Source organism: Sphingobium scionense (assembly GCF_014197035.1).
Classification (GTDB): domain Bacteria; phylum Pseudomonadota; class Alphaproteobacteria; order Sphingomonadales; family Sphingomonadaceae; genus Sphingobium; species Sphingobium scionense.
On record NZ_JACIEU010000001.1, the window covers coordinates 391,906 to 403,995 of the forward strand.

Annotated in this window: 15 protein-coding genes; 9 read left to right on the forward strand and 6 right to left on the reverse strand. The window is 65.1% G+C overall.

Translation table 11 applies throughout. From position 1 onward, the window contains the following. Positions 1-15: 15 nt before the first annotated feature. Positions 16-735, forward strand: coding sequence for a dienelactone hydrolase family protein (locus tag GGQ90_RS01660; RefSeq protein ID WP_188080511.1), 720 nt, complete (start codon positions 16-18; stop codon positions 733-735). Here GGQ90_RS01660 and GGQ90_RS01665 read toward each other — a convergent pair. From GGQ90_RS01665 to GGQ90_RS01675, 3 genes are read right to left on the reverse strand one after another with little or no spacing between them, the layout of a single operon-like run. Beyond that, positions 732-2,096 carry an amidase gene (locus GGQ90_RS01665; RefSeq protein ID WP_343053517.1) on the reverse strand — a complete coding sequence of 455 codons (1,365 nt, stop codon included), beginning with the start codon at positions 2,094-2,096 and terminating at the stop codon, positions 732-734. The two genes, GGQ90_RS01660 and GGQ90_RS01665, sit on opposite strands and share 4 nt — an antisense overlap. Before the next feature lie 37 nt (positions 2,097-2,133). After that, entirely contained in the window at positions 2,134-3,264 is a 1,131-nt protein-coding gene (locus GGQ90_RS01670) for a M14 family metallopeptidase (protein WP_188080513.1), read from the reverse strand. Beyond that, positions 3,261-3,851, reverse strand: coding sequence for a DUF4136 domain-containing protein (locus GGQ90_RS01675; RefSeq protein ID WP_188080514.1), 591 nt, complete (start codon positions 3,849-3,851; stop codon positions 3,261-3,263). Before GGQ90_RS01675 ends, GGQ90_RS01670 begins: the two co-directional genes overlap by 4 nt. Positions 3,852-4,047: 196 nt before the next feature. Between GGQ90_RS01675 and ykgO the strand changes: the two genes are divergently transcribed. Beyond that, positions 4,048-4,173, forward strand: coding sequence for a type B 50S ribosomal protein L36 (gene ykgO, locus GGQ90_RS01680; protein ID WP_004210176.1), 126 nt, complete (start codon positions 4,048-4,050; stop codon positions 4,171-4,173). 184 nt (positions 4,174-4,357) lie between these two features. On the opposite strand, the gene pyk is transcribed toward ykgO, so the two are convergent. Further along, the gene (gene pyk, locus GGQ90_RS01685) at positions 4,358-5,815 is read right to left on the reverse strand and encodes a pyruvate kinase (RefSeq protein ID WP_188080515.1); all 1,458 of its coding nucleotides are present in this window, start codon (positions 5,813-5,815) and stop codon (positions 4,358-4,360) included. 104 nt (positions 5,816-5,919) lie between these two features. Between pyk and GGQ90_RS01690 the strand changes: the two genes are divergently transcribed. The 7 genes from GGQ90_RS01690 to GGQ90_RS01720 all read left to right on the forward strand — a co-directional run bounded on the left by GGQ90_RS01690 (position 5,920) and on the right by GGQ90_RS01720 (position 9,188). Further along, complete coding sequence (locus GGQ90_RS01690; RefSeq protein ID WP_188080516.1) at positions 5,920-6,219, forward strand: DUF1244 domain-containing protein; 300 nt, start codon at positions 5,920-5,922, stop codon at positions 6,217-6,219. Positions 6,220-6,384: 165 nt separating this feature from the next. Then, a complete protein-coding gene (locus GGQ90_RS01695) occupies positions 6,385-6,627 on the forward strand; it encodes a DUF2312 domain-containing protein (protein WP_004210171.1) in 243 nt (80 codons plus the stop codon). A gap of 121 nt (positions 6,628-6,748) precedes the next feature. Next, a complete protein-coding gene (locus GGQ90_RS01700; protein WP_188080517.1) occupies positions 6,749-7,075 on the forward strand; it encodes a heavy metal-binding domain-containing protein in 327 nt (108 codons plus the stop codon). Between the two features lie 94 nt (positions 7,076-7,169). Then, the gene (locus GGQ90_RS01705) at positions 7,170-7,913 is read left to right on the forward strand and encodes a YebC/PmpR family DNA-binding transcriptional regulator (RefSeq protein WP_188080518.1); all 744 of its coding nucleotides are present in this window, start codon (positions 7,170-7,172) and stop codon (positions 7,911-7,913) included. A 20-nt stretch (positions 7,914-7,933) separates the two neighbouring features. Further along, a complete protein-coding gene (gene ruvC / locus GGQ90_RS01710; RefSeq protein ID WP_188080519.1) occupies positions 7,934-8,425 on the forward strand; it encodes a crossover junction endodeoxyribonuclease RuvC in 492 nt (163 codons plus the stop codon). Positions 8,426-8,450: 25 nt separating this feature from the next. Next, positions 8,451-8,681 carry a DUF2188 domain-containing protein gene (locus GGQ90_RS01715; RefSeq protein WP_188080520.1) on the forward strand — a complete coding sequence of 77 codons (231 nt, stop codon included), beginning with the start codon at positions 8,451-8,453 and terminating at the stop codon, positions 8,679-8,681. A 69-nt stretch (positions 8,682-8,750) separates the two neighbouring features. After that, on the forward strand, positions 8,751-9,188 hold the full coding sequence (locus GGQ90_RS01720) for a response regulator (protein WP_188080521.1): 438 nt from the start codon (positions 8,751-8,753) through the stop codon (positions 9,186-9,188). Here the strand turns inward: GGQ90_RS01720 and GGQ90_RS01725 are convergent. Together GGQ90_RS01725 and murA are read right to left on the reverse strand one after the other, a co-directional pair. Further along, complete coding sequence (locus GGQ90_RS01725) at positions 9,133-10,650, reverse strand: sensor histidine kinase (RefSeq protein ID WP_188080522.1); 1,518 nt, start codon at positions 10,648-10,650, stop codon at positions 9,133-9,135. The genes GGQ90_RS01720 and GGQ90_RS01725 overlap by 56 nt on opposite strands. Beyond that, the gene (gene murA / locus GGQ90_RS01730; protein WP_188080523.1) at positions 10,643-11,926 is read right to left on the reverse strand and encodes a UDP-N-acetylglucosamine 1-carboxyvinyltransferase; all 1,284 of its coding nucleotides are present in this window, start codon (positions 11,924-11,926) and stop codon (positions 10,643-10,645) included. Before murA ends, GGQ90_RS01725 begins: the two co-directional genes overlap by 8 nt. Positions 11,927-12,090: the final 164 nt, after the last annotated feature.

Below are 12,090 nucleotides of genomic sequence, written 5' to 3' on the forward strand. Positions count from 1 at the left end.
ACAGGAGACGCTTTCATGGTCCTCACCCGTCAGACTCTCATCCATGACGGTCCGGGCGGCCCGTTCGAAAGCGTCGCCGTGGTCGACGATGCCGCTGCCGGCCCGCTGCCGGGCATCCTGCTGGTTCCCAATGTTCTGGGCACCAAGGAAGCCGACTTCCTCTATGCGGAGAAAGTCGCGGCGCGGGGCTATGCGGTGCTGGTCGCCGATGTTTTCGGGCAGGACAAGCGCACCACCCGCGAAGATCCCGACGCCGGGCGCTATATGAACGAACTCAACGCCGACCGCGCGCTGTTGCGTGACCGGATGCTGGGCGTCCATGCGCTGCTCAAGGATATGTCGGCGGTCGATGCCGCACGCACGGCCGCGATCGGCTTCTGCTTCGGCGGCAAATGCGTGCTCGACCTGGCTCGGGCTGGCGCCGACATTGCCGGCGGAGTCAGCTTCCATGGGGTCTATGAGGCGCCCCCCTTCCCCAACGCCCGGATCACTGCCAAGCTGCTGGTCTGCCATGGCTGGGAAGATCCGATCGCCCCGCCCGAAGCGACCGTCGGCCTGGCGAAGGAACTGACCGAGGCGGGCTGCGACTGGCAGATTCATGCCTATGGCCACACCGGCCACGCCTTCACCGACGAGAGCGTCCATATGCCCGAAAAGGGGCTGGCCTATAGCGCCGACGCCGACCGCCGCAGCTTCCGCGCGATGGTGAATTTCCTGGAGGAACTGTTCGGCTAAACTGCGAGCAGCCGCTCCACCGCTGCCGCGATCGCGAACAGGCGCTGGTCTTGCCCGGCGCGCGCCATCAGCATCAGGCCGACCGGCAGGCCGCTCTCGCGCGGCAGAGGCAGGGAAATGGCGCACAGATCGAAACTGTTGCCGAGGCCGGTGTTGCGCAGCAGCAGCCGGTTGCGGGCGACGAAAGCGTCGGCGTTCGCCACCTCCGCCTTGGTCGGCGCGACGATCGGCGTGGTCGGCAGGACGAGGACGTCCAGTCCGGCCAGGCGCGCGTCCATCGACCGCACCAGCGCAGCGCGCTCCGCCAGCATCTGCCGGTGGCGTTCGGGCGTCACGTCACGGCCCGCCTGCATCCGCGCCAGCACGATCGGATCGAAATCCTGCGCACGGGTCGCGATTCGATCGCGGTGGATGGCATAGGCCTCGACCGAGGCGATCGGCACCGGCGACTGGAGCGCCTGCATCGCATCGAATTGCGGAAAGACTTCGTCGCTGAGCGTCACGCCCGCCTTGCCCAACCGCGCCAGCGCATCCGCGAAACGCGCCGCGACGGTCGCGTCCAGATCGGCCAGCGGCAGGCCCTGCGGAATGCCGGCGCGCAGCCCCTTGAGCGGCGCGATATCGAGCGGCCGCGCCGCTTCTCCGGCCAGGATCGCATCGGTGCGGAAACAGGCGTCCACGCTGGTCGCGATCGGCCCGATCGAATCGAGCGTGGGCGACAGCGGGAAGGCGCCATCGGCCGGCACCCGCGCCTTGGTCGGCTTGTAACCGACGACGCCGCACAGCGCGGCGGGGATGCGGCAGGAACCACCGGTATCGGTGCCGATCGCGATCTCGCACATGGCATCGGCCACCGCGACGCCGCCGCCACTGGTCGATCCGCCGGGCACGCGGGCCCGGTCGGCCGGATTGCCCGGCGTGCCATAATGGGGATTTACGCCGACGCCGGAAAAGGCGAATTCGACCATGTTGGTCTTGCCGACGATCACCGCGCCGGCCTGCTTCAGCCGGGCGACGACCGGCGCATCGACGGTGGCGGGCGGGGCATCGGCCAGGATCAGCGACCCGGCGCGGGTCGGCTCGCCCGCGACATCGAACAGATCCTTGATGCTGACGATCGCGCCGTCGATCGGCGAGAGGGGCGAACTGGCGCGGGCATCGGCCGCGTCCGCCGCCGCCCGCGCGCTGTCCGCATAGAGGGTGAGGTAGGTGCGCTTGCCTTCCCCCGCCGGGTCGGCGATGCGCGCGAGCGCCGCTTCCAGCCGCTCGCGCGACGGACGGGATTTGGCGATGGCCGGCGCGCCGACCATGCCGAGCGCCATGGCGCCACCGGCGCCGTGCAGAATCGTCCGTCGCGTCACGCCGCCATGCTCCATCTATTGCCCCCGATCAGCCCGGTCAGATATCCTCGATCATCTCCGCCAGCACCGCCAGGCAATCCTTGCCGAGCTGCGCCGAACGGGCCGGCGACCAGCCGAAATCGGCGTCGGGCAGATCGTCATTATCCTTGAACGGCATTTCCAGCGTCATCGCGACCGCGCCGAAGCGTTCGGCCAGCTGGTTGGTCGACATGGCGAGATTGGCCTTGCCGCCGCTCGCCACCGGATAACCGAGGCGCGTCTGGAAATCCGGCGTGCGGGCCGCCAGCGTGTCGCGATAGCGATGATAGAGCGAGAGTTGCCGGTCGGTGATCGAGGGAATGCCCTCGAAGCCCGCCAGGAACACCGCCGGAATCGCCTCGTCGCCATGCACGTCCATGGCGAAATCGACGCCGGTCTCGTCCATCGCGGCGCGGACCAGATAGACTTCCGGGCTCTTGTCCATCGACGGCTCATGCCATTCGCGGTTGAGATTGATGCCCGCCGCATTGGTGCGCAGATGACCGCGCCGGCTGCCGTCCGGATTCATGTTGGGGACGATGTGGAAGGTCGCCTTCTGACGCAGATAGCGCGCCACCGCGTCCTCGTCGTCGGTCAGCCGCTCCAACGCGCCTTCCATCCACCATTCGGCCATGCTCTCGCCGGGATGCTGGCGGGCATAGAGCCAGACATTCTTGGGGCCTTCGCCGACGCTCAGCATGTCGAGCGGCTGGCCGTCCAAGGTCAGGCCGAGTTCGCGATGCTCGACGCCTGGCTGGCAGGCGGCCCAGGCGACCAGGTCATGATGGCGTTCCATCGAAAAGGGCGCGAAATAGGCGAGCCAGACGGCATTGCTGTCGGGCGAGAGGCGGATGGTCAGCGTGCCGTCGGCATAATCGGTATCGGCTTGCAGCCAATTCTCGCGATCCTCGCTCATCCGCGCCTTGTAGCCCGGCCAGCCGTCCGGATAGGCCGACCCCGCGCAATTGACGATCGCCAGTTCCACCTCCCGTCCGGCGGCGCCCGCCAGACGGAAATGGAACCATTGATAGAAGTCGCTGTCCTTGTCCTTGACGATTTCCAGCTCGGCGCGGACGCCTGCGGGACTGTCGGTGATGGAAAGAACGCGGATGTTGCCGCTGTCGAAGGCGCTCGAAATGGAGATGGTCATTTGACCGTTATAGTGCGCCCGGATTCGCCCGGATAGCCCCCGAGGAGGGCAGCAGCGAGCTTTTGCGCGACGGCGCGCGGCTGCGATTCGGGCGTGCCTTCACGCGATTCGGTCGAGGCGCGGCCTTCCCAGATGGCGGCCTGATCGCTGCGACGGCGAATCTGGATCTGCAATTCGGTGGAGACGATATCCTTGGGCTTGCCCGACAGGTTGATGCCGACGCCCAGCCCCAGGCCGGAATAGCCGCCACTGCCCAGCGCCCCGCCAACGCCGACGCTGACCGGCTTTTCATTGCGCGCGGTGCCGGTCGGACGGAAGCTGCGGCGGAAGCCGACCAGCGCGACATAGTCGCTGCCGGCATCGCCCGCATTGGTGAAACCGACGCGCTGCAGTTCCTGGCTCACCGCGCCGGCATAGGTGCGAAATTCCAGGCCAACGTCCGGATTGCCGGGGATTTCCTGCACCGCAATCGATCCGGTCTGTGCCGGGCTGCCATTGTGGAATCGCGTCACCTCCACCGACGGCACCGTCGCGCAGGCGGCGAGCGACAGGGCAAGGCAGGAGGAGAGGATGATCTGTTTCAACATGCGATTGCACTCCAACGGGACTATGTCCAACACGACACCGGCATAGCATTCCCTTCCAACGGGTGAAGCCATGACTTGGCTGCATGCAGGATGAACGGTGGCAAAAGGCGGTGGCCTACCCTTGACTTTCGGCCGCCTCCCCCATAGGGGCTGCGCTTCGATTTTTCCAATCAGACATGATTCCAGAAGGCTGACAATGAAGATCCGCAACTCGCTCAAGTCGCTCAAGGGCCGCCACCGGGACAACCGCGTGATCCGTCGTCGTGGCCGGACCTACGTCATCAACAAGACCAACCGCCGCTTCAAGGCCCGCCAGGGCTAAACAGCGCGGACGGATCGGCTCGCCGATCCTCCGGACCTTCCAAAGGTCTTATTGAGCGCCCGATCCCATGGATCGGGCGCTCAACGTGTTGGCCGCGCATTTCCAGCGAATCGATTCGCCTACCCAACAAAAAGGCGCGGCAACCCGGATGGGCCGCCGCGCCGAATCGGTCGAGCGTGGAGAATCAGGCCTCGTCGCGCCCCTTCAACTCATCGCCGCGCACGGTCGCGACATGCAGCACGTTCGTCGAGCCGGGCGTCCCAAAGGGCACGCCGGCCAGCACCACGATCTTGCCACCCTTGACCGTCATGTCATGGCGCAGCGCCATGCGGCGCGCCTTGCCGATCATTTCCTCGAAGTTGCCGATATCCTTGGTACGGATCGCATGGACGCCCCAGGTCAGGCCCAGCTTGCGCGCGGTATCGGATCGCGGCGTCAGCGCCAGGATCGGCGCGGACGGCCGCTCACGTGCCACGCGGCGCACGGTGCTGCCCGACGAGGTGAAGCAGGTGATGACGCTGGCACCCACAACCGGCACGATGCCGGCGGTCGCTTCCGCCAGGGCGTCGGCGGTGGTCGGATCAGGCCGCGTTTCGGTAAAGTGCAGCCGCGCGAAATAGCCCGGATCGCGCTCCACGCTATGGGCGATGCTGTCCATCATCGACACCGCCTCGACCGGCCAGTCGCCCGCCGCCGTCTCGGCCGACAACATGATAGCGTCGGCGCCGTCATAGACCGCCGTCGCCACGTCCGACACTTCGGCGCGAGTCGGGGTCGGCGCCTTGATCATCGATTCGAGCATCTGGGTTGCGACCACAACCGGACGGCCCATGCGACGTGCGGTGGCGACGATCTGCTTCTGCAGTGGCGGCACCGCCTGCGGCGGCAATTCGACGCCGAGATCACCGCGCGCGACCATCACGCCGTCGGCCATCTCGATAATCTCCTCCAGCCGCTGCACGGCCGAGGGCTTCTCGATCTTCGCCATCAGCGCGCCATGGCCGCCCATCAGCTTGCGCGCTTCAGCGAGATCCTCGGGCCGCTGCACGAAGCTCAAGGCGATCCAGTCGCAGCCCTGATCGACCGCGAAGCTGAGGTCGCGGCGATCCTTGTCGGTGAGCGCCGGCACCGGAACGACCACGTCGGGCACATTCACGCCCTTGCGGTTGGAGAGGGTGCCGCCGATTTCGACGACAGTGTCGATTCGCGTGTCGGTGACTGCCTTCACCCGCAGCACCAGCTTGCCGTCGTCCAGCAGCAGTCGGGTTTCGGGGACCAGCGCAGCATAGATTTCAGGATGCGGCAGGTTGACGCGCTGGACCGTGCCCGGCGTGTCGTCGCGATCGAGGATGAACGAGGCGCCGGTTTCCAGCACCACCAGCCCCTTCTCGAACGTGCCCACGCGCAATTTCGGCCCCTGAAGGTCGGCCAGGATCGTGGTCGGCCGGGCGAATTCCTTTTCCAGTTCGCGAATCGTCGCGATGCGAGCGGCATGATCCTCATGCGCGCCATGGCTCATATTGACTCGAAAGGCGTCAGCACCCGCGACAAACAAGGCGCGGATCATCTCTGCGCTCTCGCTGGCGGGGCCGAGGGTCGCGAGAATGCGAACCTTGCGCGAGCGGGGCGGTAGTCGTGTCATGTCTTCTCCTGGCCGTATTGATCGCCTCTGGCTTGCCAGGGCGTCGTTATCGATTATCCGTGCTGCACGACAGGATGATGTAGATTAAGCGAAAGGTTCCGCCTGTGTCCGCTACCATACTCAGTGACGCCGTCGCTGCAACCGCCTTCCGCCGCCTGATGGCGCATTTGCAGCACCGCACCGATGTGCAGAATATCGATCTGATGGGCACCGCGGGTTTCTGCCGCAACTGCCTGGCCGACTGGATTGCCGAGGCGGACGGAACCTTGACCCGCGACGAGGCCCGCGAGATCGTCCATGGCATGCCCTTTGCCGAGTGGAAGGCCCGCCATCAGAGCGAGGCGACGCCCGAGCAGATCGCAAAGATGCAGGAGAGTGTGGCGAAGAACGCGGACAACCATTAGGCGCTCGGCAAATCCTGTCGAACCAGCGCTGCGCGCGACACTCCGCCTGATATTCCCAAATAGAGCCTGATTCGCGATATCGGTGGAAGCGCAAAGCGCTTCCACCTCGGTCGATCAGGCTCTAGGAGCATCCGCCAACCGATTCACACTGACACGGAGATTCCCATGAGCGAGGGCAATATCGCAGCCGACCAGCTGCGCCTTCTGATCGAGCGCATCGAGCGCCTGGAAGAAGAAAAGAAGGGCATCGGCGACGACATCAAGGACGTCTATCTGGAAGCCAAGGCAACCGGTTACGACCCCAAGATCATGCGCCAGATCATCCGCCTGCGTAAGATGCAGCCGCATGACCGCCAGGAAATGGAAGCGATCCTGCAGACCTATCTGTCCGCGCTGGGCATGGAATAAGGCGGACACCGCCTGATTCCCGACCGGTGCATGCCACCGGACCTTGCCGAGGGGTGCTGTCGACCTACATCTGGTCCAGCCCCCTCGCGCCAGGGGCGCCACAAAAGAGAGGACGCCCTTTATGACCGACATCATCGTCAGCACCACCAGCCGCCTGGAAGGCCGACCTGCCCAGGATTATCTGGGCATCGTCACCGGCGAAGTGATCGTCGGCGCCAACCTCTTCCGCGACCTGTTCGCCAGCGTGCGCGACATCGTCGGCGGCCGATCGGGCGCCTATGAGGATGTGCTGCAGCGCGCCCGCAGCGAGGCGATCGAGGAGATGCAGGGCAATGCCCGCAAGCTGGGCGCCAATGCCATCGTCGGCGTCGACCTCGACTATGAAGTGATCGGCGCCAACGGCTCGATGCTGATGGTCTCCGCCTCGGGCACCGCGATCCGCTACTGATCGCCGCGCCCCGACTATCCTCTAGCGTTGCAGGATGCCCACGCGCTCGCTAGAGAGCGCGCTTCGGTTTCACAGAAAATGTCAGGAGAAGGCCGTGGCCGGCCATTCCAAATTCAAGAACATCATGCATCGCAAGGGTGCGCAGGACAAGAAGCGCTCGTCGATGTTCTCCAAGCTGTCGCGCGAAATCACCGTCGCGGCCAAGATGGGCATGCCCGATCCGGACATGAACCCGCGCCTGCGCCTGGCGGTCAACGCCGCCAAGGCCCAGTCGATGCCCAAGGACAATATCCAGCGCGCGATCGACAAGGCGATCGGCGGCGACATGGAGAATTACGAGGAAATCCGCTACGAGGGCTATGGCCCCGGCGGCGTCGCCATCATCGTCGAGGCCCTGACCGACAACCGCAACCGCACCGCGACCAATGTCCGCACCGCCTTTGCCAAAAATGGCGGCAACCTGGGCGCGTCGGGCGCGGTTAGCCATGGCTTCGACCGCCTGGGCCTCATCACCTATCCCGCCAGCGCCGGCGATGCCGACGCCGTGTTCGAAGCCGCGCTGGAAGCGGGGGCGGACGATGTCTCGTCGAACGAAGACGAGCATGAGATCTGGACCGCAATGGACGCACTGCACGAAGTCGCCAAGGCGCTGGAAGCCAAGCTGGGTCCGGCAGAGGGCGCCAAGCTCGCCTGGAAGCCGCAGACCACGCTGGAAGTCGACGAAGCCAATGCCGCAACGCTGCTGAAGCTGGTCGACACGCTGGAAGATGATGACGACGTCCAGACCGTCTGGGGCAATTACGAAGTGTCCGACGCGGTGCTGGAGAAGCTAGGCTAAATGCCCGCAGCTTTCGTCGCATGATCATCCTGGGACTGGATCCAGGCCTCGGCACGACCGGCTGGGGCCTGATTGCCGCCGATGGCAATCGGCTGACCCATGTCGGCAATGGCCAGATCAAGACCGACAGCGCGATGTCGCTGGCGACGCGGCTGATGGCGCTCGACCTGGCGCTGACCGACCTGATCCTCGAACATCAGCCCGATGGCGCCGCGGTCGAGGAGGTGTTCGTCAACGTCAATCCGCAATCGACGCTCAAACTGGGCCAGGCACGTGGCGTCATCCTGCTGAATGCCGCGCGTTCCGGCATGGAAGTCGGCGAATATGCCGCCCGGCTGGTCAAGAAATCGGTCGTCGGCGTCGGCAACGCGTCGAAGGATCAGGTCCATGCCATGGTCCAGCGGCTGCTGCCGGGTGCCAAGATCGTCGGTTCGGACGCGGCTGACGCGCTTGCGGTCGCGATCACCCATGCCCATCATCTGGCGAGCGCCCGGCGGATGCCGGCGCGCTGACCTGCCATCGGAGACCATCGCGACCATGACCGACCTGCCCCACGCCCGCTACATCATCGTCCCGCATGACGGCGTGTGGAAGATCAACCTCAACAACAGCTATTATGGCCCCTTCCCGACGCAGCAGGCGGCGATTGACAGCGCCACCGAGACAGCGAAGAAGGCAGCCGAAGGCGGCTATCCCGCATCGGTCCTGTTGATGAACGGCACCGCATTCGACACGACCTGGACCAGCATCAAAAACGACGACACCTGATTTTTACATATTTCGGGAACTCTTTGCCCACTGCCGCATTTATCGGCACCAGCATAAGCGGGCGCAGGGATGAGCAAGAAGATTCTGATCGTCGAGGACGAGATTTTCGTCGCGTTGGAAATCGAACAGATTGTGCAGGATGCCGGCTTCGATGTCGGCGGCATCGCGGCCGACCGCGAGGCGGCCTTGGCAGCCGCAGAATCCTGTGACATCGCTTTGGTCGATCTCAACCTGCGCGACGGTCCGACCGGCCCCGCCATCGGCATGGAACTGGCCAGCCGCTTCGGCATCAAGGTGATCTATGTGACCGCCAATCCGGCGCAAATCGGGACAGCCGCGATCGCAGCGCTGGGCGTCGTTACCAAGCCTTTCCGCGCGCAAAGCATCGCCCAGACCGTCCTGCTGGCAGCGACCGACACGCCGGACCTGACCAGCGCCGACATCGCCGGCTTTACGCCCTTCCCGCCGCCCCGCGATGCAGTGATCGGCGCGGTATCCACAGGCTGAGCCGCGCCCCTTCCGGGTGCCATTCCCGTTCCAGCCGGCCGCCAAGCTGACGTTCGACGCTGAGCGCGATCAGGCGACTGCCAAAACCTTCGCCTGCCACGGGCGCGACCACCGGTCCGCCTTCTTCACGCCAGTCGAGGCGGACATCTTCGCCATCATTCGCCACATGCAATGCGACATGGCCAGTCGCGGTCGACAGCGCGCCATATTTGGCCGCATTGGTCGCCAATTCATGAAACAGCAGCGCCAGCGGCGTGGCCGACCGATCGTCGATCGCAGGATTGTCGCCCGACAGCACCAGGCGTTCCCGACCGCCATAGGGCGCGAAAATCTCCTCCAGCACGCCATGCAGCGATGCGCGTTCCTCCGCAATGCTTGCGCCGCCGCCATGGGTACGGACGAAATCATGCGCCCGCCCCAGCGCCAGGATGCGATCGCGCAAATCCTCCGCCCCCTCCTGCATGCCCGGCCGTTCGCGCGCCGACAGGCCAATGAGGCCGGCGATGACGGAAAAGATATTCTTGATTCGGTGCGACAGTTCGTGCGCGATCATCTCGCGCTCTTCCAGCATCAGCTTCTGTTCGTGAATCTCGGTGCAGGTGCCGATCCAGCGGATGATCTGGCCTCGCGCATCCCGGATCGGCAGCGCGCGCCCCAGGGTCCAGCGATATTCGCCATCGTGATGGCGCAGCCGATATTCGATCTCGTAGGGATCGCCGCTGGCCAAGGAATGTCGCCACTTTTCCCAAGCCTTGGGCTGGTCCTCCGCATGGAACATGCCATTCCAGGCATCCCCATCGGTCGATCCTGCGGGAACGCCGGTATATTCATACCAGCGGGCATTATAATAATCATGATAGCCGTCGGGCAGGGTAGACCAGACCATCTGCGGCATCGTGTCCGCCAGGGTCCGGAACATGCGGTCACTGTCTGCCACCGCCGCCGCATCCAGCCGTTGCTGGGCGATGACATCGCGATCGCGTCGCCGCCCTTCCAACTCCACCATCACCTGCCGTGCCAGCAGCAAAAGCCCCTGACGCTGCAATGGCGTCAGATCCGCGCGTGGGACCGTGTCGATGACGCACAACGCTCCCAACGGCTCACCATCGCCACCGACCAGCGGCGCACCGGCATAGAAGCGGATATGCGGCGGCCCGGTGACCAGCGCATTGTCGATGAAACGCGCGTCCTGCGCCGCATCCGGCACAACGAAGATTTCGTCACCCAGCATGGCCAGCGCACAGAAGGAGACGTCCCGTGGCGTCTCCTCCGCATCCAGCCCCACCCGCGCCAAAAAACGCTGCCTTATATCCTCGACAATGCTGACGAGCGCGATGGGCGCATCACAGAGTTGCGCGGCAAAGCTGGTGATGTCGTCCAGAGTGCGGAAACCGCCTGCATCGAGATCATAGAGCGCCAGCAGCGCCGCCCGATCCGTTGCCAGGCCACGGCCTTCAGCCATCACTGACCCGCTCGATATCGGCACCGACGGCCGAAAGCTTTTCCTCCAGCCGTTCATAACCGCGATCGAGATGATAGACGCGGCTGACGATGGTCTCGCCTTCGGCGGCAAGGCCAGCCAGGATCAGGCTCATCGATGCGCGCAGATCGGTCGCCATCACCGGCGCACCGACCAGCTTGTCGACGCCGCGCACCACGGCGGTGCGGCCATTGACGGCGATGTCCGCCCCCATGCGCGCCAGTTCGGGCACATGCATGTAGCGGTTCTCGAAGATCGTCTCGGTCAGCACCGATGCGCCGTCCGCCTTGGTCAGCATCGCCATGAACTGCGCCTGCATATCGGTCGGGAAGGCCGGGAAGGGCGCGGTCGAAATGTTGAGCGGCTTGAGCTTGCCGTCGGACGAGACACGGATGCCGTCGCGATGCTCATCGACCTGCACGCCCGCTTCGCGCAGCGCGGCCAGGATCGCGTGCATGTCGTCGGCATTGGCACCGATCAGGTCAAGCGAACCGCCCGTGATTGCCGCGGCGCAGGCATAGCTGCCCGCCTCGATCCGGTCGGGCATGACGCTGTAGGTCGCGCCATGGAGACGATCGCGGCCATGGATAATCAGCTTGTCGGTGCCCACGCCCTCGATATCGGCGCCCATCGCGATCAGCAGCTTGCACAGATCAACGATTTCCGGCTCGCGCGCGGCATTTTCCAGGATGCAGGTGCCCCTGGCGAGCGAGGCCGCCATCAGCGCATTTTCGGTCGCCCCGACAGACACCACCGGGAAGGTATAGATGCCACCGGGCAGACCGCCATCGGGCAGGCTGGCGCGGACATAGCCGGCGGCGATCTCGATGATCGCGCCGAACGCTTCCAGCGCCTTGAGGTGCAGGTCGATCGGACGGTTGCCGATCGCGCAGCCGCCGGGCAGCGACACCCGTGCCTCGCCGGCGCGGGCGAGCAGCGGGCCAAGCACCAGGATCGACGCGCGCATCTTGCGCACGATGTCATAGGGCGCCTCTGTCGAGGTGACCCGGCCGGCCCGCATCGTCATGACACGGCCGAAATCTTCGGGACGGGCGCCCTCAATCATGGTCGACACGCCAAGCTGGTTGAGCAGATGGCCGAAGCTGTCGACGTCGGCCAAGCGCGGCAAATTGCGCAGCGCGACGGGCTCGTCGGTCAGCAACGCGCAGGGCAGCAGCGTCAGGGCAGCGTTCTTAGCGCCGGAGATGGGAAGGCGGCCGTTGAGTTGCTTGCCGCCGCGAATGTGAATGCGGTCCATTGGCTAGGTTTCATAGCGTCTATTGCGCGACGTGCAAGGCGCGCGCGTGGTCGTTCGACGCGAAAAACGGGCAGGCTCAAAGGGCGCGGAAGACTATTTTCGCGGATCGGCTCAACCTTGATCGAGTTTAGTGCGCGTCACTGAAATGCAGCCAAAAGGAAGTT